Source organism: Streptomyces sp. NPDC001549, assembly GCF_042894025.1.
Lineage (GTDB): Bacteria > Actinomycetota > Actinomycetes > Streptomycetales > Streptomycetaceae > Streptomyces > Streptomyces kutzneri.
The window spans coordinates 455,456-476,864 of sequence record NZ_JBIAVJ010000004.1 but is presented as its reverse complement, the minus strand read 5'-3'; the positions used below and the strand labels follow the sequence as shown (position 1 = coordinate 476,864).

Genomic DNA, 21,409 nt, shown 5'->3' with positions numbered 1-21,409 from the left:
CTTCATCAGACAAGCGGACTTCAACAGCACGAGGACCCGGGGGCATAAAAACAGGCTACAGACTTAGCCCTGAGATTTCCGGCGCATCACACTAGACGAGTAAGTCCGAAGTCTTCGCGCGCATGAAGCGAGGGTCTCGTTGGTTCGTGTGTCCTCATCCTGCGTGCCTCACACGCCCCGCATACACCCCGCTTCAAGCAAGGGGACCGGGGCCGGGGCCGGGAGAAGGCCGGACACCAGGCCATCACCGCCGAGACCGGTATGCGATCTACCTTCGCAAGCGTCGGAAGGGAACACGATTCGTTCGTACCTGATCTCCAGCAGCCCGGCCTTGGCCCACCGTCGTGCCAACGGCGACCGGGCCAAGGCCACGGCCCCTGACCGAGTGGGGGCGAAGGCCTGACAGTCGGGTATGACATCGGTATGGTGCCGGTATGGCGAAGAAGAAGCTTACGATCACGATCGACACCGACAAGGTGGCGGCGATCGAGAAGGTCCTGCAAGCGAGCCCGGCCGGCTCGGTGTCGGCGTGGATCGAAGACGCGGTGTCCGCCAAACTCGACCAGGCCGAGCGTGCCGATCGCGCGCTCAGGTGGTTCGTCGACCGTGCGCGGGAAGAGCAGCCTGAGGGGTGGGAGAAGGCCCTGGCTGCTGTCGAGGAGGCCGACCGCCGGCACGGTTTCACCGGCCCGGACCGGGAGCAGAGCGCCGCGTGAACACCGGCTACATCCTCGACCACACAGCGATCGCGGCTCTCGCGCACGGCGACCTTTACATGGCTGCGCGTGTCTTCCGTTCCGTACAGCAGGTCCAGCCTCTGTACGTGCCGGCGGTTGCCTTCGCCGAGGGGCTTGCCTCCGTCGTGCAGGCGGAGGTCGGGCAGATGTTGCAGGATGCCCTGTCGGCGCCGTGTTTCGTCTTCCGGGCCCTCGACGAAGCGGGGTGCTGGGCCGTCGCCCAGCTTGTCCGCGAACGCGCTGCGGATCTGCCTACCGCTCACGCCGCGCACCTCGCTCTGGGCTCCGCGCTGCCTGTGCTGACCCGCCAGGCGGGGGCGTACAAGGAAATCGACGACCGGATCCTCATCGAAGAAATCGGGTAGAGACCTGCCCGGGCCCGGCGCAGGGCAGCGGCCTCGGTGGCAGTGTCCTGGCAACGCTGCGCGCGGGCAGCCTTGACCGGGGCGGGCGCATCGTCCGGGAGCGCCCTGCGGCTCAGCTCCCGCATCGCGGCAGTCTGCCGCTTCACCGCCTCCGGGATGCGGGAGTCCGCCTGGCGCGGCGGTGCGACCGCACGGTGCGCCTCGATGGCACGGCGGTAGCCCTCTGCCGGGTCCGTCGCTGCACCGGAGCGGCGGGCGGCGTCGGCCCGGCCGGACGCGGGTGCAGCCCCGGGCGGCAGGATCCGCAGGACGCGCAACCGGCCGGCCGGCCAGCCGGCCGCGACGTTGGCGGCCGCGATGACCCGGGCCTGCTCCGGGTGCGCCTTCGTCGCCCAGGCCGACGAGTCCGGGCGCACGGTGAGTCGGCCGGATTCCGGGTCGAAGCCCACGGCGGCGGTTTCGTGATCACGACGCCGCACACCACCCCGGCGCAGGTTCCGCCGACGGTCAGGGGGCCGGGCAGGCCGGCTCCCACGTGGCTCCCTTGGCGTAGGCGTCGAGTTCCCTACGGGTGAGGCCGCCGCCGACTGCCGCGCAGGCGGCGGCCCGGGGGTCGGTGGCGGCCGCCACCGCCTCGGCGACGTCCCGTACGACGAGATCCCAGGCGCCGAGCAGGAGGCGGCCCGGCGGGAGGGGGAACGCCCGCGGGTGCTCGCCGAAGCCGTCCTTCCCGAGGGCCACCGGCTCCATCTCCGCTCGTACGAGCCAGGTGGTGAAGTCCCGGAATCCGGAGGTGGTGGCGAGTGCGCCCCAGGCGCCCGCCGCCAACACGTCCATGCCGTGCGCCCCCTTGGGCAGGGGGAGGTCCGGAACGGCCTCGGCCTCGGCCTTGCCGGAGTCGGCCAACCGCCAGCCGTGGGCCCCGGCCCGCAGGATGCTGCCGTCCTCGCTGAACAGGAGCCGGCCCCCCGAGGGCGCGGCGGGGATGGTCTGCGTCCGGCGGGCCTGCCCCGCGCCGGACAGGTCCCACACGGCCAGGCCCGTCCGGCCGCCGTCCACGACCAGCGTCCGCCCGTCGGGGGACAGCACCGCACCGCGCCCGGAGTCGGTGTCGGTGTCGGAGCCGGTCCGCGTGCCGGACCCGGACTCCGGGCCGGAGTCGGAGTCGGAGTCGGAGTCGGAGTCGAGGCCGTACTCCTCCGGGCCGGCTCCGTCGCCCGGGATCGCACCCGGCTCCGGGGCGCCCGTCCCCGGCACCCCCAGCTCGTCCACCGTGGGCGTCGAGGTGCCGGACATGAGCCGCTGGAACGGCCCGGCGTGGCCGCCGTCGGCGTCCACCCGCCAGACCAACGCCTCGTCGGAGCCGGCGCGCACCGCCACCACGGTCTTCCCCTCCGGGCCGACCAGCAGGTCGGTGATCCCGCCGGTGGCGCGTCCCGTTCCGTCACCGCTCGCGCCGCCGCTGCCCGCCGCGATGTCGGCAGGCAGCAGGAACGCGGCCTCCAGCCGGCGCGGGCGGGCGCGTTCGCTCACGTCCCACAGCGACAGCTCGCCTTCCTGGAGCGCGGCCATGCGAGTGGCGTCCGGGTCCATCCCGAGCAGGTCGGCGGGGGTCTCCAGAGCTCCGAGCCGCCGGTAGGGCGGGCCGGCCGCGGCGGCATCGAAGAGGACGGTCTCCAGCTCGCCCTTCCTGGTGCCTTCGACGAACTGGGTCACGGCCGGGACCGACGCGCGCGGGGCGAACGCGGCCGTCTCGTAGCCCGTGAGGGGCTGCGCCGCCACCGAGTGGGTCTGGGCGGAGACGTCCCAGAACCGCACCGTGCCGTCGTCGCCGCCGATCGCCAGCCGCTTGCCGTCCGGGCTGTAGGCGAGCGCCGGTACGGTGTCGACGGCCGATGGGGGTTTCGCGGCGGCCGTCCCACCATTCGTCCTGCGCAGCACGACCTCGCTGCCGAGCAGGGTCACCCCGGAGTCGTCCCGCGCCGCGCCGCTCCCCCGGGGCCCGGGCACCACCCAGCCCGATCCCCGGAGGACCGCTTCGAGCTGGTACCCCGGGCCGGTCCGTTCCGGGTAGACGCTCCACACGTCGATGAACCGGTTGCCCGTGCCCGCTCCCGCCGCGAGGAGGTGCGTGGTGGCGCTGTAGAGGGTGTAGTCGTTCGAGGCGTCGAAGGCGACGCCCGTGGTGGGGTTGACCTGTCCGCCGCCGCGCGGGTCGTCGGCACCCAAGGAGCGGCCCGGCTCGATGGTGACGGTCACCGGGAGTCCGGCGGCCCGCGTGTCGTGCACCCGGATGTCGCGGTCGTCGGCGACGGCGACCCGGTTGCCGGAACGGTTGACCGAGAGGCCGACGGGCCGGGTGCCCTCCGTGGTGGCGTAGGCCGCCACCTGCCGCGCTCAGTTTGGCCCGGAAGCCGGAGACGGAGACCAGCTCGCCGCCGTCCGTGACGTCCGCCGTGACGGAGTTGCTCGTCCTGACCCGGTTGTAGAAGAGGATCCGGCGCCCGAGGGCGGCGCACCACAGCCGGCCGTTGCCCGTGCGCAGGGCCGGCTGCCGGACGCGTACCGTCTCGGCGAGCAGCACCCCGAAGGCCGCGCCGAGCGACGGTCCCGCGATCCGGTACGGGGCCGGGCCCTTGGCGGAGGCTTCGTCGCCCGCGAGCGCGATCCCCTGCAGGGACCACAGCACGGTTCCCGACACCCGCCGCCCGGACGCGTTCCAGGCCCGCGCCATGGCCGCGGCGTACTTGTGGTCGGCGGTGAACAGCGGCATGGTCTCGGGGTCCGGCACCAGGCCGCGGGGCCCGCCCGGCATCAGGGTCAGGGTGAGCCGCCCGGCGGCGCCCACACCCTGGTGGTCGAACAGGACGCGGACCGCCACCGGGTTCCGGGCGGGCCCGGGGAGCCGGCCCAGCGCCAGCCGGCACAGGGCCATGGCCGCGGCCAGCACCGGGCCCGTACGGACGGCGTCCCCCGCGGCGGCCGCGAGCCGGTCCAGCGAGCGCCGGAGCCGCTCGTCGCCGTGGGCGAGGCCGGCCGCGCTCCAGGCCGCGGTCGGGAGGTCCGGGGTGGCCCCGGCTCCCCGGTACCAGGCCAGGGCGACCGCCAGCCGTCCCTCGTCCGGGTCCGGGTCCAGGAGGTCCAGCGCGAGTGCCGCCTGGATGCGTACCGCGTCCAGGACCGGCTGCCGCTCCTGTGGATCGAAGACCTCCTGGCCGGAGGCCACGCGCAGGGCGTCGGTCAACGAGGTGTCGAACCCGTCAACCTCGATCTTGCCCAGGGCGTCGTGGAGGGCGGTGTCCTCCCCGGCGTACAGGAGGCGCAGGGCGGCCGTGTCGGACCGTTGGACCAGGCGGGAGAGCCAGGTGACGAGCGCACCCTGGACCTCGGACATCCGCTTGCGCAGGTCGCCGACTTCGACGGCGCGCAGACGGCCGCCGGCCAGGGCCCTGTCCAGCTCGTCGAGGGTTCCGGCCCGGCCCCGGCCGCGTCCGAGTGCGGTCATGGCCGTGTCCTTCAGCACCGTCATTCGCTCAGGCTCCTTCCATCGGCCTGCGTACCGGGTGGCCGGCGGGGAGCCGGTCGAGGAGTTCGCGCCAGCGGCGCCGGTCGGAGGCCCGTACCTGGCAGGCCAGCGTCCTGCGGACGGCCTCGGGGTCCAGGAACGGGAGGTCCGCCAGACCGAGCGGCGGACCGGCCTGGTCGGCGGTGACCTCGGCGTCGGCCGTGGCCGTCATCTCCAGGTCGCCGGACAGGCCGTCGGGGAAGGGCCGCAGCATGACGTACAGCTCGTTGCCCTCGACGGCGCCGGTGACGTGGACGGGCAGCAGCAGCACCTCGTCGTAGCCCCGGGCCAGCAGCGCCGCGGACCCGGTGTCGAGGGGGGCGGTGACCGCGACGTAGAGACCGCGGTCGTTCCGGACGGTCAGGGTGATGGTGAACACCGAGCGCAGCACCTCGTCCTCGACCCGGTCGGATCCGTCCCCGGCGAGGGGTGCGAACCGGTTCCGTACGGAGGCCGGGCTGCCGTAGTCCAGCCGGTGCCACACGACCTCCGGGCTACCGCTCCCCGGGGCGGCGAAGGCCCCGGCGAGTCGGCGCGCCGCGAGTACGGCCGTCGTGGCGAGGAAGGCGTCGCCGCGGCCGACGGCGTCCAGCAGCAGCGCGAGCCGCTCCCGGGTCGGCTGCGGGATCCGGCCGGTGGCGGACCCGGCGAGCCGTGCGCACAGAGCGGTCGTAGCGATCCGCCGGCGCCGCGGGTCGGCCGCGCGAAGGGCGGAGCCGAGCTGTTCCAGTGCGGCGGTGAACCGGGACCCGGCGGGCGCGAAGTAGTGCCGCAGCCGTACGGGGGGCCTCGCGGGGGTACCGTCGCCAGCGGGTCCGGACTCGCCCAGGGCGGCGGTCACTTCGTCCGCGAGCCGGTCCACGCGCTCCCACGGCAGTATGTGGAAGCACTCGGGTTCGGGCCGGCCCTCGGCCGCGAGGCGGTCCAGCAGGCTGTAGCGCAGCCCGGGGTGGGCCGCGGCGAGGAGGGCCCGTTCGGCCGGTTCCAGCCGCTGGGCCGGCCAGCGGCGTTCGATCGCGGCGACGGCCTCGGCCGTGTCGGGGTCGGCGGGCAGCGGCTCTCCGAGCTCGTCGAGTTCCAGTACGGCGGCGCCGGTGGCGGGTTCGATCAGGGCGAGGCCGTGGCCGCCGTCGGCGAGCGGCAGCGAGCCGCGCTCCCAGCCGGTGCGGAAGCGGTCCAGGCTCCGGGCGTCGGCGCGCTCGTCGCCCTCGTTGATGGGGCCGTGGGCGGCCCAGGACGGTCCGGGCGCGGAGGCGCGGGTGCCGCCGTTCCCTTGGGCCTGGGCCGGGATCGGGGTGGTGTCGCCCGGAGCGGGCCCGGTGGGACGGGCGTCCCGGACCCAGGCGGTCAGGGGCCGGTGTACGGCGGTCATGCGCGCACCTCCCCGGCGAGCCGGTCCACCAGTGCCACGGCTGCGGGACCGAGGAGCCCGGCGATCTCCAGGGCCCGCTGCCGGTCCCCGTCGGGGACGTGGTTGCGCCAGGAGTACCGCAGCGCCCGCCAGTCGTCCTCGCCGAGCCGGTCGGGCAGGTCGGCGGGAAGCTCGGCGGCCCAGCTCCGCAGTCGGGTGAGGTCCGCGTCCGGGTAGCGGACGGCGAACTTGAGAAACCTGAGCAGCACCCCGGCGGAGCGCCCGGCGGGCCGCTCGGTGTTGTGGCTGGCCAGCACGCGCGGCCGGGCCCGCAGGTGGGCGATGCCCTCTCCGGTGGGGTCGACCAGGAGTTGCCTGCCGTGGTCGTAGTAGAGGCTGTTGACGGTGAGGTCGCGGGAGGCGATGTCGTCGGTCAGGCTGCCGCCGTAGGCGGAGAAGAGGAAGTCGGTCACCGCGAGCGCCTTGTACTCCAGGATGCGGGGGCCGCCCTGTCCGGGCCGGGACAGGTGGACCACGAGGCTGAGCATGCTCATCTGGGGCCGGTAGTCGCCGAGTCCGGCGTCCACGTACCGGTCCTCGATCTCCTGGAGCAGTTCGAGGGGCGGGAGCGTCCCGGCGAAGTCCAGGTCGTTGGGCTCGGCCTCGGGGCCCACGTCCACCAGGTCCCGGACAGCGCCTCCGATCAGCCAGAAGGCGTGTCCGCGCTCCGGTAGCCGCTTCATCAGGAGGCGGACGAAGGCGCCTTCGGCGCCGGCCCCGTCCAGGCACCGGTCGACCGCGTCCGCGATACCCGGCGCCTCCTCCTCCGCCGGGCGGAAGGCCTCCGGCGGACACGCGTCGGCCGGTCCCGGCCCCAGGGGTTCGATCCGCAGGTCCGCCCTTCCCGGTCCGTCCGCGGGAGGCTCCGGCGCCTCCCGGTCGCGTTCCCGGAGCAGTACCTCCCGGAGCTCGCGGGTCACCGCCATCCCCGGCAGCGGCTCGCCGTCGGCCAGGTCGCCGCGTACGGGTGTGCCGTCCTGTGCGCGCCGGTAGATCTCCGGCGGTTCCTTCGTGCCGTTCTCGTCGGGCAAGGTTCCTCCCCCTGTTCCGCCCTGTCCCGCCCTGTCTTCCGGTCCGGCAGCGCCACCGCACCGTCTCGGTGTTCGAGCGGCACGTCATCGGCCGCGACGGTGCTCCGGAACGCCACCGCACCACCCGTGCGGTGATGGCTTGCGAGGACGGCGTCCGCTTCTTCCCCTGCCGGCTGCCGCCCGGCGCCGTCGGCGTCGCGGTGCTGCGCGGCGCCCGTGCCGGCGCCCGCCGGGAGTTCCCGGGCAGCACGCCGGTCGTGGAACTCGCCTTTCCGGCCCCGCTGGAGGCGGGCCAGATCGCCTCGCTGGAGTACGAGGTCGTGTACGCGCCGCTCCGGGAGCAGGTGACCGAGTACCGGAGGGTCGCGCACGCCCGGGCCGACAACGTGGACCTGGTCGTCGAGTTCCCGCCGTCACCGCGCCCGGCCCGCGTCTGGTGGGCGACCTGGGACCACCACCGCGACGGCACGCTCCTCAGCGAGACGCCCGTCGCCCTCGCCCTGGACGGCTCGGTCCACTGGTTCGTCCCGGCACTGGAACACGCGGCCGCCGGCTTCCGCTGGATCTGGTAGCCCGGCGCCGGGGTGGGCCGTTCCGGTGGTCCCGTACGCGGGTTCGCGGCCGGAGCGCGAGGGGTACGGCGGCCTTCCCGGGTACGGAGACCATCCTGAGGGTGCCGTGCGGCCCGCGCCGCTGCCACCGCCACTCGATCCCGGCCCGCCGGGAAGCTACGGAGACCGATGTCCCCGACCGTCGCCCCCGAAGCCACCGCCGCGGCCCTGGTCCGCCGCCCCCAGCTGTGGCTGGTCCCCACGATCCTGACGGGTCTGCTCGCCCTGCTGCTGTCGCTGCTCTACATGGGCGGCATCGTCAACCCCAATGCGGAACTGCGCGACCTGCCCATCGCCCTGGTCAACGAGGACAGGGGCGAACCGCCGCCTGGGCAGCGGCAGAACCTGGGTACGCAGATCACCGCCGCCATCGCCTCGGACCCCGCGGGCGGCAAGGCGGACTGGCGCGAACTGAGCCTCGCCCAGGCCCAGGACCAGCTCGACTCGGGCCAGGTCTACGGCGCGCTGGTGGTCCCGGCCGGCTTCACGGCGTCCGTCACTGCGCTCCCCACGTCCGGCGCCACGAAACGGCCGGCCATCACGGTGCTCACCAACCCCGGCAAGGGCAGCCTCGGATCCTCGCTGGCGAGTCAGATCACGACGCAGGCCGCCCACCGCGCGTCCCGTACCGTCGGCGAACAGCTCACGGCCGCCGCCGGCCCCCAGGCGAACGCCACCGCGAAGCTGCTGCTGGCCGACCCGGTCGACGTCGTCACACGGGTCGGTCACCCGATCGGCGCGCACAGCGGCCTCGGTCTGACGGCCTTCTACTACACCCTGCTGCTGGTGCTGGCCGGGTTCATGGGCGGCAACGTCATCAGCAACGGCGTCGACACCGCCCTCGGCTACGCCGACAACGAGATCGGCCCCTGGCACACCCGCCGCCCGACGGTGCCGGTCAACCGTACCCAGACGCTGCTCCTCAAGATGCTGATGACCGCGGGCATCACGCTCGTCAGCACCTCCCTGGTGATGCTGGCCTGCATCGGCATCCTGGAGATGGACGCGTCCCACCTGCCGCTCCTGTGGATCTACTCCTACTGCGCGGCCCTCGCCGTCGGCCTGGGCGTACAGGCCATCAACGCCGCGTTCGGCGGGATCGGCCAGCTCGTGTCGATGTTCGTGTTCATCGTGCTGGGTCTGCCGTCGTCGGGTGCGACCGTCCCGCTGCAGGCGGTCCCCGGGTTCTACCGCTTCCTCTCCCACTTCGAACCGATGCGTCAGCTCAGCGACGGCGTTCGCGCGATCCTCTACTTCGACGCCCGCGGCGACGCGGGGCTCACCCGCTCCTGGATCATGATCGCGGTCGGTACGGTGCTGGCCCTGCTGTTCGGCTTCGCCATGACCGCCTACTACGACCGCAAGGGCCTCAAGCGGCTCACGCCGCAGCCCGCCTGACGGGTCAGGCCGGCCTGCCGTCGACGTACGTGGCGACGACCTCGATGGCTCCGATCCGCGCGGGGTCGACCCGCCTCGGGTCGTCACCCAGTACGGCCAGGTCCGCGCGCCGGCCCGGGGCCAGGGTGCCCGCGCTGTCGTCCCAGTGGGAGGCGTAGGCGCCCGCCACGGTGTAGGCGTGCAGGGCCTCGTCCACGGTGATGCCCTCGTCGGGACCGATGAGGGCGCCGGAGGCGGAGGCCCGTTCCACCATGAACTGGACGGCCTTCAGCGGTGATCCGTCGGTGACGGGGCGGTCGGAGCTGCCCACCAGGGTGACCCCGTGGTCCAGGAAACCCCGGCCCCGGTACATCCAGGGGGCCCGCTCCGAGCCCATCACGGCCGCGTAGTCGTCGCCGAAGGAGCGCAGGAAGTGCGGCTGGACCACCGCGCTCACGCCGAGGCGGGCGAAGCGCGCCAGCTGGTCGGGCCGGATCAGGCCGGCGTGTTCGATCCGGTGCCGGGCGGTGGGCCGGGGCCGTAGCCGCTGGGCGCGTTCCAGGGCGTCCAGGGCCAGGTCGGCGGCGCGGTCCCCGATGGCGTGCACGGCGAGCTGCCAGCCGGCCAGGTGACCGTCGACGATGCTGTCGGTGATCCGCTCGGGGCTGTCCTGGAACTCCCCCGCGTGGTCAGTCCCTTCGTAGGGGCGGGTGAGTGCGGCCGTACGGGCCATCATGCCGCCGTCGGTGTAGACCTTGAGCGCGCCGAGGGAGAGCCGGTCGTCGCCGAAGCCGGTGCGCAGGCCGAGGTCGAGGGCGCGGGGGATCCCGTCCGAGGCGTGCGCGGCCACGGGCCGCAGGGTGTCGGCGGCCGCCATGAGCTGGACCCGCAGCGGCAGCCGCCCCTGGTCGCGCAGGAGTTGGTAGGCGCCGAGCTCGACCGGGCTGTTGCCGAGCAGGCCGCCGCCGATGCCCGCCTCGGCGCAGGCGGTGACGCCTTCGGCGAGGCAGGTGCGGCCCGCGTGCTCGACGGCGTCGGCGATCTCCTCCTGCGAGTAGGGCAGGCGCAGCCGGCGGGCGGTGGTCATGGCGCTCTCGGCGAGGAAGCCCTCGCCGTGGGCGAGTTCGCCGGGGAGCAGGTCGAGGACGGTGGTGTTGACGACGCAGCCGTGTCCCGAGTCGTGCAGCATGAACACCTTGCGGCCGTCGCTGACCTTGTCCAGTTCGGCGGCGGTGAGGTGCCGGCCGAGGGCCCGCTGGTCGTAGCCCCCGATGTCCACCCACGCGCCGCGCGGTTTCCGGGCGACCGCCTCCGCGACGACGGCGAGCACGTCCTCGACGCGTGCGCAGGGCGCCACGCTGGGGGTGGCCGCCTTGAGTCCGGTCCAGGCCAGGTGTACGTGGGAGTCGATGAATCCGGGGAGCACGGTGGCGCCCTGGAGGTCGACGACCTCACGGGCGGGCAGTGCGGTGACGGCCTCGTCCAGGCCGACGATCCGGCCGTGCCAGATGCCCAGGTCGTGGGCGACGGGGTGGCCGGGGTCCATGGTGAGGAAGGTGGCGTTCGTCAGCCTGGTGCAGAGCATGGGTGCCGGGTCCTCAGGGGGTGGGCGCCGTACGGGAGGCCGGTACCGGTACGCGGCCGTGGGCGACGATGGACTGGAGGATCTCGCCGACCCTGACGGCGGTGTTCGACAGCAGGGACGACGTGATGCCGTGCGTGTGCTCCGTGCCTCCCTGGAGGTAGATGCCGCAGCGCAGTTCGGGCTCGCTCTCGACACGGTAGTCGCGTGCCACGCGGACGCGGCCGAGGCCGTCGCGCCGGCAGTACTTCTCGACGCCCCCGAGCAGTCCGAGGCCGTCCGCCGAGCGGTATCCGGTCGCGTAGACCAGCGCGTCGGCCGCCAGGGCCTCCTTCTCCCCCGTGACCAGCGACTCGACGGTGACGCGCACGTGGTCGGGGGTCTCGGTGACGTCCGCGAGCCGTGACACCTTCAGGAAGCGCAGCCGCTCGGTGCCCAGGACCTTCTCCTGGTACTCCTGCCGGTAGAGGTCGTCGATGAGGTCGATGTCCACCACGGAGTAGTTGGTGTTGGCGTGGTACTCGATCAGCTTGCGCTTGATCTCCTCGGGGGCGGTGAAGTACTCGTCGACCGCCGAGGGGTCGAAGATCCGGTTGGCGAAGCCGCTGTCGTCGGCGGGGCTGTAGCCGTAGCGGGAGAAGACGGCGCACACCTCGGCCCGGGGGAAGGTGCGGTGCAGGAAGGCCACGTTCTCGGCGGCGCTCTGGCCGGCGCCGACGACGATGAACCGGGCGGGGTCCGCGCCTCCCAACGCGGCCACCCGCGTGAGGAGTTCCGAGGTGTGCCAGATCCGCTCGGTGCGGTCCACGCCCTCCGGCATCTGCGGCCGCAGGCCGGTGCCGATCACCAGGTTGCGGGCCCGGTGGACCACGAGCTCGGAGCCGGAGCGGGCGGTCACGTCCACGTACTCGATCGCCCCGTCGCGCAGGACGGGACGTACGGCGACGACCTCGGACCCGTAGGAAACCATGTCGTCGACCTTGGCCGCGGCCCACTCGAAGTAGTCGTGGAACTCCACGCGCAGCGGGAACAGGTTCTTGTGGTTGACGAAGTCGATCAGGCGGCCCCTGCTCTGGAGGTAGCAGAGGAAGCTGTACTCGCTCGCCGGATTGCGCAGTGTCACCAGGTCCTTGAGGAAGGACACCTGCATCGTGGCGTCGTCGATGAGCATGCCGCGGTGCCAGCCGAAGCGGGGCTGCTGCTCGAAGAAGTGGGCGGTGACCGCCTCCTGCGGTCCGACGCCGGCGTTGTGCTCGCTGAGCGCGATCGCCATGGCCACGTTCGAGGGGCCGAAGCCGATGCCGATGAGGTCGTGGATCAGTGGCGCATCATCGGACAGATCCTGTGACATGTCACTCCCAATCGTGCGGGGGGCAGCCGATCGCCATGCGTGGGGGAACCGGGGGCGGGGCACGCCGAAGGAGCGGAACCCGAGGCGAACTTAGGGAAGGCTAACCTGACACCGTGGACCTGTCGATGGGCAAATCAGATCGAGCCTTCATCGATTTCCAGCTGAACTCTCTTCAAAAGAGGGGATGTTGCGCAGTTAGGTAAGGCTTGCTTTACTCATTTTGAAATCTGTCGCCGCTCCAAGGAGGAACCCCATGCGGGTCGTCATGTTCGGCTATCAGACGTGGGGGCACCGCACCCTGCAGGCCCTGCTGGAGTCCGAACACGATGTCGTTCTGGTCGTGACGCACCCGAAGAGCGAGCACGCGTACGAGAAGATCTGGAGCGACTCGGTCGCCGATCTCGCCGACGACCACGGCGTCCCGGTGCTCATCCGCAACCGCCCCGACGACGAAGAGCTGTTCACCCGGCTCAAGGAGGCGGAACCGGACATCATCGTGGCGAACAACTGGCGCACGTGGATCCCCCCGCGCATCTTCGACCTGCCCCGCCACGGCACCCTCAACGTGCACGACTCCCTGCTGCCCAAGTACGCCGGCTTCTCACCGCTGATCTGGGCGCTGATCAACGACGAGCCCGAAGTGGGCGTCACCGCCCACCTGATGAGCGACGAGCTCGACGCGGGCGACATCGTGGTCCAGCGCGCCGTACCGGTCGGCCCGACGGACACCGCCACCGACCTGTTCCACAAGACGGTCGACCTGATCGCACCGGTCACCGTGGGCGCCCTGGGCCGGATCGCGGCCGGCGAGACCGACTTCACCCGCCAGGACCGCTCCCAGGCCAGCTTCTTCCACAAGCGGTCGGCCGAGGACATCCGCATCGACTGGAACTGGCCGGCCGAGGACCTCCAGCGACTCGTCCGCGCCCAGTCGGCCCCCTATCCGGCCGCCTTCACCTTCCACCGCGGCAAGCGCCTGGAGGTACTGGCCGCCGTCGTCTCCGAGGGCCGCTACGGGGGCACGCCCGGCCGCGTGTTCTACCGCGAGGGCGAAGGCGTCGTGATCGTGGCCGGGGCCGACGCCCGCACCGGGCGCAACCACGGCCTCGCCATCACCCGGGTACGGACCGAGGAAGGCGAAGAGATGCCCGCCACCGACTACTTCACCACCATGGGCGGGTACCTGACCAGCCGCTGAGCCACGGCGTCGACCCGGGCGCCGGGCGAGCCCCGGCGCCCGGGCGGCGACCCTGCACAACGTCTGCGAACGCCTGCGAACGCCCGCATGACCATGGTTCAAGCCACTAGAATTCGGCCGTACCAGGCGCGATCCGGGGGGCCGAGTGGACGCTTTGATACCGGGTGACCCCGTGCGGGTCGGGCCCTACCACGTCGTCGCACGGCTCGGCAGCGGCGGCATGGGCCGGGTCTACCTGGCCCGCACGCCCGGCGGACGCAGCGTCGCCGTCAAGGTGGTGCATCCGGAACTGGCCAGGGACCCCGAGTTCCGGCGCCGCTTCGCCCGCGAGGTCGCCGCCGCGCGGGCCGTGGACGGGAGGTACACCGCGCAGGTGCTCGCCGCCGGCGTGGACGACCCGACACCATGGCTGAGCACCGTCTTCGTGCCCGGCATGTCGCTCGCCGAGGCGGTGGCCGAACACGGACCGTTCCCCGAGGCGTCGGCGCTCGCCCTGGCGCGCGGGCTGGCGGCGGCGCTCGCGGCCGTGCACGCCGCCGGGCTGGTGCACCGTGACCTGAAACCGTCCAACGTGCTGCTGGGCCCCGACGGGCCCCGGGTGATCGACTTCGGGATCTCGCGGGCCACCGAGGCGAGCGCGCTGACCCGCACCGGAATGACCGTCGGCTCCCCCGGCTTCATGTCGCCGGAGCAGGCCTCCGGGGGCGCCGTGGGAACGGCCTCCGACGTGTTCTCCTTCGGGGCGGTGCTGGCCTTCACCGTGAGCGGCGAGAGCCCCTTCGGGTCCGGCGCCACCCCCGCGCTGCTCTACCGGGTCGTGCACTCCGAGCGGAGGTCCAGCTGCCCACCGGCCACGGCATCGACGCCGCCGACCTCGCGGAGGCGAAGGCGGGGGCCGGTTTCGATGTCGACCTGCACCCGAACTGGGACCTCGCCGGGGACGACATCCTGCTGCTCAAGTCCGGTGACTCCGACCTGAACAGCGACTGCCTCGCGGACGGACGGAGCTCCGGCTACGGAACCCTGGTGGAGGACGCCGAGTGGGACACCGACGACATGATCTGCGCCCGCGTCTCCTCCGACCTGCTGCTCGTGCTGGAGGTCACCCACATCGAGGACGGCCAGGACGACTACCTGGAGGCCGTCGCCAAGGTGTGGAAGCGCGATTGATCCGCTGCCGCCCGCACCATGATCACTACCGGTAGGGTGATACGGAAAATCCCTTATGCCTGACGGCGGTTCACCGCACCCCACGCACGCCCCGTCCCGCCCCACCCCACCCCACCCACCCACCCACCGAAGCGACGCACACCTGTGAACGAGACAGACCCGGCACCCATCGAGGACACCCACTTCGGCGCGATCACCGTCCGCCAGGACGGCCAGGACCGCCTAGAGGTCGACGGCGAGACGATCCCCCGCGTGATCCTGGAGCGCGACCCGGCGAGCGAGGCGGACCCGCAGATCGCCATCGGCACCCGCGACCCGGCGCACCTCACGATGCGGGTCGACGGCGCGGTGGTCGGGCTGCTGCCGGCGAAGGGCCGCCTGAGCAGGCACTCGTACCGGGTGGACGTGACGTACGACGGAGCGGACTACCGCCTGGTCCCGGACTCCGTCCCCACCAGCCGGCTGACCCGCGACGGCGTGCACCTGGGCGACTTCTCCTCGGACGGCGACGAGACGGTCATCGCCGAATGGCGGGAGGACCGCGAGATCCGGCCGGCGGACGCGGCGATCGGGTACGCCCTGGCCTCGGCGTTCGGCACGGGCGCCCAGCCCATGTGGATGATGATCGTCGACGGCGTGACCAGCGCACTCCCCTGAGGTTCGCCGCGCGGGCGGGGGCCGTTCAGCGCGGAATCACCCAGCCCGGTGCCCAGGTCCCGGCGGCGGCGTGGCCGGCCGCCGCGGCGCCCAGGTGGGCGCGGAGGGTGGCCAGGGCCGGGTGGGGGTTGTCGCGGTGCCACAGGAGCGAGTGCGGGTAGACGGGAGTCGGATCGGTCACCGGGATGCGGCGCAGGCCGTGGCCGGCGGGCCAGATCAGGCGGGTGTGCTCGCCCATGAAGGTGGCCAGGGCCGGGGTGTCGGCGATGGTGTCGAGGAGCGCGTCGGAGCCGAAGTTGGGGCCGGTCGCCTCGATGGTGAGCCCGAACTCCGCGACGAGGTCGTCGTAGTAGGCGCCCCACTCGGTACCGGGGACGATGCCGGGCATCCAGATCCGGTGCCCGGCGAGCTGAGCGACGGTCACCGACCGGGCGCCCGCCAGCGCGTGGGCGGGGCCGGTGAGGAGCTGGAGCGGCTCGTCGAGCACCCGGACGGACTCGATGTCCTCGGGAAGGGGCCGGCCGGGCGCGGCGACGGCGCGGAAGGACGCGTCGATCGCACCGGACCGGATCGCGGCGACGGCCGTCTCGATCTCGAACAGCATCACCACGTCGAGATCGATCTCCGGGTACGCGCGGTGGAAGCCGCGCATCAGGCCGGACTGCGCGCCGCGCGAAGCGATCACGTCGACGCGTAGCGGACGGCGACCGGGGCGCACGGACGTGACCGCGCGCTCGGCAACGCGCAGCAGCTCCCGCGCATGGGGCAGGAACGCCTGCCCGTCGATGGTGAGCTCGGCGCCACGGGGCGCGCGGGTGAACAGCCGCACGCCGAGGCCGCGCTCCAGCGCGGCGATGCGCTTGGAGACGGCCTGCTGGGTGATCGACAGGTCGGCAGCGGCTTTCTGGAACTGGCCCGCTTCCGTGACGACGACGAAGGTACGTACTGCTTCGAGATCCACGTCGATCCACCTTAGTGAACAACAGATGGTTGTCGAAAGCCGGTCATGCGGTTGTTTGACCTGTGGTTGTGCTGCTCGGTTAGCTCACACAGGTCAACGTCGGTTTGTTCGGGTGGGAGCGCTGAGCATGGTGGGCAGGAGACCGTCAGGCCGGCAGTTCGGCTGGCTGTGGACGGCGTACGCGGTGAGCGCCTACGGGTCCGGGATCGGGTTCGGTGCATTGCCGCTGATCGCCGTGCTGGCGTTGCACGCCGGTCCCGCCGAGGTGTCCGCGCTGTCCGCGGTGGGGCCCGCGGTGGGCGCGCTGATCGCGGTGCCGCTCGCACCGTGGGTGGAGTTCCGGCGCAAGCGCCCGGTCATGATCACGATGGACCTGACGCGGTTCGCGGTCATGGCGACGATCCCGGTCGCCTACTTCTTCGGGTGGCTCGGCTTCGTCCAACTGCTGGTGGTCTCGGCCGTGGTCGCGGCGGCCAAGATCGCCTTCAACGCGGCCGGCGGCGCCTGCCTCAAGGCCCTCGTCGGGCCGGACGACCTGCTCGTGGCCAACGCCCGGTTCGAGTCCGCGAACTGGAGCTCCATCGCGGTCGGGCCGCCGCTGGGCGGGGCGGCGATCGGCCTGTTCGGGCCGGTCGCCACCGTGGTGGCCGACGCACTCAGCTACCTGGTCTCCGCGCTGTGCCTCACCGCGATGGGCGGCCGGGAAGATGCGCCGCACCCTGCAACCACGGTCCGGGCCGGCGCACTGCTCGACGGCTGGCGCCACATCATGGGCCGTCCCGATCTGCGGGCGCTCTACCTCAACAACCTGCTCGTGTCCGGTCTGATCATGGCCACCGAGCCGCTGCTGGCCGTACTCCTGCTGCGCCAGCTCGGGTTCGCGCCCTGGCAGTACGCTCTCGCCTTCGCCGCTCCCTGCTTCGGCGGACTCATCGGCTCGCGGCTGGCCCGCCGTGTCGTGGCCCGCCACGGCCGGCACCGGGTCCTCCGGACCGTCGGCACCCTGCGCGCCGTCTGGCTGATCGGCCTGGTCTTCGTCCGGCCCGGCGTCGTCGGCCTCGTCACCGTGATGGCGGTCGAGCTGGCGATCATCATCAACATGAGCCTTTACACGCCGGTACTCGCCACCTACCGGCTCGAACACACCCCCGGGCATCTCCTCGCCCGCACCCTGACGGCCTGGTCGATCGGCCAGCAGGCGTCCATCGCCGTCCTCACCGCACTCGCCGGGCTGCTCGCCGGCGTCACCGGCCCGCGCACCGCACTCGCGGTCGCGGGACTGCTCATCCTGACCACCCCGCTGCTGCTCCCCACAGCCACGCACGAGCACCCCGACGCGCCGCTGAAGCCGGCAGGACCTAGGTCCAAGCGCGTATGGCGGGGGTGGGGGGCGGGTTGCGAGACTGCCGGGATGGAAGAGCTTCCCGTGACACGTGCTGACGCGTACCTGCGGCGGATCGGGGCGGGCCGGCCGGGATCGGCGAGTGCGGCGGCCCTGCGCGACCTGCACCTGCGGCACCTGCGGACCGTCCCCTTCGAGAGCCTGTCCATCCATCTGGGAGAGGAGATCGTGCTGGATGGGGAGGCACTGCTCGACAAGCTGCTGCTCGACGGCCGCGGCGGGTTCTGTTTCGAGCTGAACGGTGCGTTCGCGCTGCTGCTGCGGTCCCTGGGCTACCGGGTGGAGCTGCTGCAGGCCCGGGTGCACTCGGCCGACGGCGGGCAGGGCGTTCCCTACGACCACCTGGCGCTGCGCGTGGAGTGCGAGGACGGCCGCCCGTGGCTGGTGGACGTGGGCTTCGGCGACCACAGCCACTTCCCGCTGGCCTTCGACGAGCCCGGCGAGCAGACCGACCCGGGCGGGGTGTTCCGGATCGTGCCGGCCGGTGGCCCGGAGGGGGACCTCGACGTCCTTCAGGACGGCGTGCCCCGGTACCGGCTGGAGAGGCGCCCCCGGGTCCTGTCCGACTTCGTGACCGGCGCGTGGTGGCACAGCACCTCGCCCGCGTCCGGTTTCACCCGCAAGCCGGTGTGTTCGCTGCTGACGCAGTCCGGCCGGACCACCCTCAGCGACCGCGTGCTGACGGTCACGGCGGACGGGGCACGCACCGAGCGGCCCCTGGCCGACGACGCCGAGGTCCTGGCGGCCTACCGCACCCACTTCGGCATCGGCCTGCCCCGCGTCCCGGTGCCCCTCCACCCCCGCCCCCGCCCCCGCCCCCGCCCCTGAAGGCCAGGCACGGACGGCGCGCAGCACGTACGGCTCAGCTGCGTTCGAAGGCGTGCGTGTGGCCGATGACGGCGAAGCCGCGGCGCTCGTACCAGTGGCGCGGCCAGTCCATGGCATCGGCGGTCAGGAAGCGGAAGTCGCTGTCCTGGGCGGCGGCCGCGTGCAGGGCGCCCGCCAGGACGGCGTCGGCGTAGCCGCGTCCGAGGTGGGCCTCCGAGGTGATCAGGTCCTCGATCTGGGCCGTGCCGGTCGCCCGGTCGACGTAGAGATCGGCCCATGAGGCGACCTCGCCCGCCTCGGTGCGGGCACCGATGAACCGGACGATGTCCGCCCCGCGCCGACGGGCCTCGCGCCGGTCGACGAGCTGGCGCAGGACCTCGTCGCCGGCGTCCGGGAGGAATCCCCGCCAGCGCCGGGTCAGGGGAACGCGCAGCGCGTCGAGGTCCACCTCCTGCGCGGGTCCGGCGTCCGGCACCGGGCCCGTGTGCAGCATGACCAGGTAGGTGGAATGGGTGTACCCGGCCCGGATCAGCGGCTCCGCGCACGCCTTGCCGGCGTCGTCGTCGAGTACGGAGATCAGCCGGTGCGGCAGATGCCCCAGGGCTTCCTCCGCGAGGGCGGGCAGCGCCTCGGGGTCGACGGCCGCGTCGATGACGACCTGGTTGTTCGAGTAGGACTGCGCGAACACGTCGTCGTACACGGCGAACCCTCCGGGAAGGGCCGCGGTGCGCGCGGCCTGGCGGCGGGCGAAGTCCGACAGGAAGGCGTTGACGCGCTGGAGTGCTGGGCTCGGCATGGGCCGAGCCTATGCAGCCGGGGCCGTGGACGCCTCCGATTTCCCCTGGCGGGCGGCGGTCACAGGCGGAGGACGACGAGCGCGGTGTCGTCGGTGATGCCGACCGAGGGGATGAGCTCGGCCAGCAGGGCGTCGGCGAGGACCTCGGGGTCGGCGGTGCGGTGTCGTACGAGGGCGTCGGCGAGCCTGCCGAGGCCGACGTCGATGTCCTCGCGGCGGCGTTCGATGAGCCCGTCGGTGTAGAGGACGAGGGTGGAGCCCTCGGCGAAGGCGAGCCGGTCCTCGGGACGGGGGGCGTGTTCGGGCCGGGCGCCGAGCGGGGGGTCGGTGGCCCGGTCGAGGAAGATGACCGTGCCGTCGGGGTGGCAGAGCAGGGGCGGGGGGTGGCCGGCGCTGCTGTAGGTGAGGATGCGGCTGTTCCAGTCGATGAAGACGGACACGGCGGTGGTGGACTCGGCGCCGTCGATCGAACGGGCGTACAGGCCGAGGACCTCCAGGGCCTGGGCCGGGCCCTCCGCGACGTGGGAGGCGGCCGACAGGGCGCTGCGCAGCTGCCCCATGACGCCGGCCGCCCGGAGTCCGTGGCCGACGACATCGCCGACGGCCACGGCGGTACGGCCGGGCCGGTCGACGAGGTCGTACCAGTCGCCGCACACGTTCAGGGCCACGGTGGCGGGCCGGTAGCGGACGGCGGCCTGGTGGTGGCCGAGCGGGCGCGGCGCGGGCAGCAGGGTCTCCTGGAGGTGGAGGGCCACCTCGCGCTCGTGGGCGTGGGCCCGGCGCAGGCGCTCGTTGACCTCCTGGAGCTCGCGGCCGCGGGTGTAGATCTCGGCCTCCAGCACCTGGGCGTGGTCGCCGTCGCTGCGCGCGCCGGCCCGGATGAGCTCGGTGACCTCTTCCACGCGGTGCAGGAGCAGCGCCACGGTGCGGTCGGGGGCGAGGACGGGCACGTTGACGGGGCTCCAGTAGCGCTCGTGCCAGACCCCGGAACCGTCGGGGTACTCGACGTCGTAGCGCTGGACGGCCATGCTGTCGGGCTCCCCGGTGGCCGCGACCCGTTCCAGGGAGGCGCGCAGGTTGCGCACGCCGTTCGCCGCCGGATCGTTGGGGTTGTCGGGGAAGACGTCGAAGAGGTACCGGTCGATGATCTGCTCGCGGGTGCGGCCGGACGTCTCCAGGAAGGACTCGTTGACGTCCAGGTACACCAGGTCAGGGGTCAGCAGGGCGACCGCGCCCGGAAGGGCGTGGAAGACCGCGTGATAGTCGATCCCTGATCCGTCCACATCCACCTGTTCGCGCGCCACCGCCGGGTCATGAGGTCACTTCCACGATAGGTGCGACCGTGCGGGGCGGGCCCGTCGTCGCCCCGGCATTGAGCCGTTCGGCTCAATGCCGGGGCGGCGCGGTGCGGCTCAGGGGGCGACCGGCAGCTGTCGCTTGTGCTCGGTGAGGCGGTAGCGGGTGACGATGGCCGCGAAGGCGGGCCCCTCGACGGGCTTGCCCTCCAGGAGGTCGTCGATGTCGTCGTAGGTGACGCCGAGCGCGTCCTCGTCGGGCTTGCCCGGGTCGAGCGTCTCCAGGTCCGCGGTCGGGGTCTTGTGGACCAGCTCGGCGGGCGCGCCCAGCTCCTCCGCGAGGGCGCGGACCCGGCGCTTGGTGAGGCCGGTGAGCGGGACGACGTCGGCCGCGCCGTCGCCGAACTTGGTGAAGAAGCCGGAGACCGCCTCGGCGGCGTGGTCGGTACCGACCACCAGGCCGTCGTGCGCGCCCGCCACCGTGTACTGGGCGATCATGCGCTGCCGGGCCTTGATGTTGCCGTGCACGAAGTCCTGGTGGTGCGCGTCGCGGAAGACCGCGCCGCCGGCCAGCGCCGCTTCCAGGGCGGCGTCGCTCGCGGGCTTCACGTCCACGGTCAGGACCCGGTCGGCACGGATGAAGTCCAGCGCCAGCTGCGCGTCCTTCTCGTCGGCCTGGGTTCCGTAGGGCAGTCGCATCGCGAAGAACGTCGCCTCGTGCCCGGCGGCGCGCACCCGCTCGACGGCGAGCTGGCACAGTCGGCCCGCGGTCGTGGAGTCCACGCCGCCGCTGATGCCCAGGACCAGTGCGCGCAGGCCCGTGGTGGTCAGCCGCTCGGCGAGGAAGGCCACTCGGCGCTCGATCTCCTGCCGTACGTCGAAGGACGCGCTCACCTGGAGATCGCGGGCGATCTCCTGCTGCAGGGATATGGACGCCAGGTCGGTCACGGTTGCTCCTCGCTCGGGCCCGTGCGCGGGTCGGCACGCGCCGCCCGGCCGGGGTCACAGTCACGTGTACGGGACGGAAGCACTCTAGAGGAAGGCAGGGAGGCCGTGGCCCGGAGCCCTTGTC

At 72.8% G+C, this 21,409-nt stretch carries 17 protein-coding genes and 2 pseudogenes; 10 read left to right on the top strand and 9 right to left on the bottom strand.

The features are described from left to right. Positions 1-434 precede the first annotated feature (434 nt). Positions 435-716 (top strand): hypothetical protein, encoded by a 282-nt coding sequence (locus ACFY04_RS10080; protein ID WP_314245887.1) that lies wholly within the window; start codon positions 435-437, stop codon positions 714-716. Next, positions 713-1,102: a hypothetical protein gene (locus ACFY04_RS10075; protein ID WP_389115434.1), complete on the top strand. Its 390-nt coding sequence runs from the start codon at positions 713-715 to the stop codon at positions 1,100-1,102. The genes ACFY04_RS10080 and ACFY04_RS10075 overlap by 4 nt, the downstream gene beginning before the upstream one ends. A gap of 507 nt (positions 1,103-1,609) precedes the next feature. Here the strand turns inward: ACFY04_RS10075 and ACFY04_RS10070 are convergent. The 3 genes from ACFY04_RS10070 to ACFY04_RS10060 form a co-directional block, all read right to left on the bottom strand. Beyond that, entirely contained in the window at positions 1,610-3,490 is a 1,881-nt protein-coding gene (locus ACFY04_RS10070) for a WD40 repeat domain-containing protein (RefSeq protein ID WP_389115432.1), read from the bottom strand. Positions 3,491-4,635: 1,145 nt separating this feature from the next. Further along, entirely contained in the window at positions 4,636-6,039 is a 1,404-nt protein-coding gene (locus tag ACFY04_RS10065; protein WP_389115430.1) for a hypothetical protein, read from the bottom strand. Further along, positions 6,036-7,109 (bottom strand): hypothetical protein, encoded by a 1,074-nt coding sequence (locus ACFY04_RS10060; protein WP_389115429.1) that lies wholly within the window; start codon positions 7,107-7,109, stop codon positions 6,036-6,038. The genes ACFY04_RS10065 and ACFY04_RS10060 overlap by 4 nt, the downstream gene beginning before the upstream one ends. 68 nt (positions 7,110-7,177) lie before the next feature. Here ACFY04_RS10060 and ACFY04_RS10055 point away from each other — a divergent pair, with 68 nt between their 5' ends. Beyond that, entirely contained in the window at positions 7,178-7,681 is a 504-nt protein-coding gene (locus ACFY04_RS10055; RefSeq protein WP_389115427.1) for a hypothetical protein, read from the top strand. A gap of 168 nt (positions 7,682-7,849) precedes the next feature. Then, positions 7,850-9,118, top strand: a complete 1,269-nt coding sequence (locus ACFY04_RS10050; protein ID WP_389115426.1) for a YhgE/Pip domain-containing protein — start codon at positions 7,850-7,852, stop codon at positions 9,116-9,118. Between the two features lie 4 nt (positions 9,119-9,122). On the opposite strand, the gene ACFY04_RS10045 is transcribed toward ACFY04_RS10050, so the two are convergent. Next, on the bottom strand, positions 9,123-10,682 hold the full coding sequence (locus ACFY04_RS10045) for an amidohydrolase (protein WP_389115424.1): 1,560 nt from the start codon (positions 10,680-10,682) through the stop codon (positions 9,123-9,125). Between the two features lie 13 nt (positions 10,683-10,695). Then, positions 10,696-12,030 (bottom strand): lysine N(6)-hydroxylase/L-ornithine N(5)-oxygenase family protein, encoded by a 1,335-nt coding sequence (locus ACFY04_RS10040; protein WP_389115423.1) that lies wholly within the window; start codon positions 12,028-12,030, stop codon positions 10,696-10,698. 253 nt (positions 12,031-12,283) lie between these two features. Here ACFY04_RS10040 and ACFY04_RS10035 point away from each other — a divergent pair, with 253 nt between their 5' ends. The 4 genes and pseudogenes from ACFY04_RS10035 to ACFY04_RS10020 all read left to right on the top strand — a co-directional run bounded on the left by ACFY04_RS10035 (position 12,284) and on the right by ACFY04_RS10020 (position 15,055). Next, positions 12,284-13,228, top strand: a complete 945-nt coding sequence (locus tag ACFY04_RS10035; protein ID WP_389115422.1) for a methionyl-tRNA formyltransferase — start codon at positions 12,284-12,286, stop codon at positions 13,226-13,228. Positions 13,229-13,373: 145 nt separating this feature from the next. Continuing rightward, a pseudogene (locus ACFY04_RS10030) lies at positions 13,374-14,078 on the top strand (serine/threonine-protein kinase); the annotation flags it as partial. A gap of 176 nt (positions 14,079-14,254) precedes the next feature. Further along, positions 14,255-14,398 (top strand): hypothetical protein, encoded by a 144-nt coding sequence (locus ACFY04_RS10025; RefSeq protein WP_389115420.1) that lies wholly within the window; start codon positions 14,255-14,257, stop codon positions 14,396-14,398. 144 nt (positions 14,399-14,542) lie between these two features. Continuing rightward, positions 14,543-15,055 (top strand): hypothetical protein, encoded by a 513-nt coding sequence (locus tag ACFY04_RS10020; protein ID WP_389115418.1) that lies wholly within the window; start codon positions 14,543-14,545, stop codon positions 15,053-15,055. A 25-nt stretch (positions 15,056-15,080) separates the two neighbouring features. Here the strand turns inward: ACFY04_RS10020 and ACFY04_RS10015 are convergent, their stop codons facing one another. After that, entirely contained in the window at positions 15,081-16,016 is a 936-nt protein-coding gene (locus ACFY04_RS10015) for a LysR family transcriptional regulator (RefSeq protein WP_389115416.1), read from the bottom strand. A 127-nt stretch (positions 16,017-16,143) separates the two neighbouring features. On the opposite strand from ACFY04_RS10015, the pseudogene ACFY04_RS10010 reads away from it, so the two are divergent. Both ACFY04_RS10010 and ACFY04_RS10005 read left to right on the top strand, forming a co-directional pair. Further along, positions 16,144-17,343: pseudogene (locus tag ACFY04_RS10010) on the top strand (MFS transporter); the annotation flags it as partial. Between the two features lie 84 nt (positions 17,344-17,427). Further along, a complete protein-coding gene (locus ACFY04_RS10005) occupies positions 17,428-18,246 on the top strand; it encodes an arylamine N-acetyltransferase (RefSeq protein WP_389115470.1) in 819 nt (272 codons plus the stop codon). 34 nt (positions 18,247-18,280) lie between these two features. Here the strand turns inward: ACFY04_RS10005 and ACFY04_RS10000 are convergent, their stop codons facing one another. From ACFY04_RS10000 to nadE, 3 genes are all read right to left on the bottom strand, one after another. Next, positions 18,281-19,042 carry a GNAT family N-acetyltransferase gene (locus tag ACFY04_RS10000; protein ID WP_389115414.1) on the bottom strand — a complete coding sequence of 254 codons (762 nt, stop codon included), beginning with the start codon at positions 19,040-19,042 and terminating at the stop codon, positions 18,281-18,283. Positions 19,043-19,101: 59 nt separating this feature from the next. Continuing rightward, positions 19,102-20,346 carry a PP2C family protein-serine/threonine phosphatase gene (locus ACFY04_RS09995; RefSeq protein WP_389115413.1) on the bottom strand — a complete coding sequence of 415 codons (1,245 nt, stop codon included), beginning with the start codon at positions 20,344-20,346 and terminating at the stop codon, positions 19,102-19,104. Between the two features lie 108 nt (positions 20,347-20,454). Next, a complete protein-coding gene (nadE, locus tag ACFY04_RS09990; RefSeq protein WP_389115411.1) occupies positions 20,455-21,285 on the bottom strand; it encodes an ammonia-dependent NAD(+) synthetase in 831 nt (276 codons plus the stop codon). Positions 21,286-21,409 lie beyond the last annotated feature (124 nt).

Bases quoted from the DNA above. Each gene is read 5' to 3' on its own strand.
- ACFY04_RS10080 (WP_314245887.1), top strand. From the start codon at position 435: ATGGCGAAGAAGAAGCTTACGATCACGATCGACACCGACAAGGTGGCG.
- ACFY04_RS10065 (WP_389115430.1), bottom strand. From the start codon at position 6,039: ATGACCGCCGTACACCGGCCCCTGACCGCCTGGGTCCGGGACGCCCGT.
- ACFY04_RS10005 (WP_389115470.1), top strand. From the start codon at position 17,428: ATGGAAGAGCTTCCCGTGACACGTGCTGACGCGTACCTGCGGCGGATC.
- ACFY04_RS10050 (WP_389115426.1), top strand. From the start codon at position 7,850: ATGTCCCCGACCGTCGCCCCCGAAGCCACCGCCGCGGCCCTGGTCCGC.
- ACFY04_RS10040 (WP_389115423.1), bottom strand. From the start codon at position 12,030: ATGTCACAGGATCTGTCCGATGATGCGCCACTGATCCACGACCTCATC.
- ACFY04_RS10035 (WP_389115422.1), top strand. From the start codon at position 12,284: ATGCGGGTCGTCATGTTCGGCTATCAGACGTGGGGGCACCGCACCCTG.
- ACFY04_RS10045 (WP_389115424.1), bottom strand. From the start codon at position 10,682: ATGCTCTGCACCAGGCTGACGAACGCCACCTTCCTCACCATGGACCCC.
- ACFY04_RS10000 (WP_389115414.1), bottom strand. From the start codon at position 19,042: ATGCCGAGCCCAGCACTCCAGCGCGTCAACGCCTTCCTGTCGGACTTC.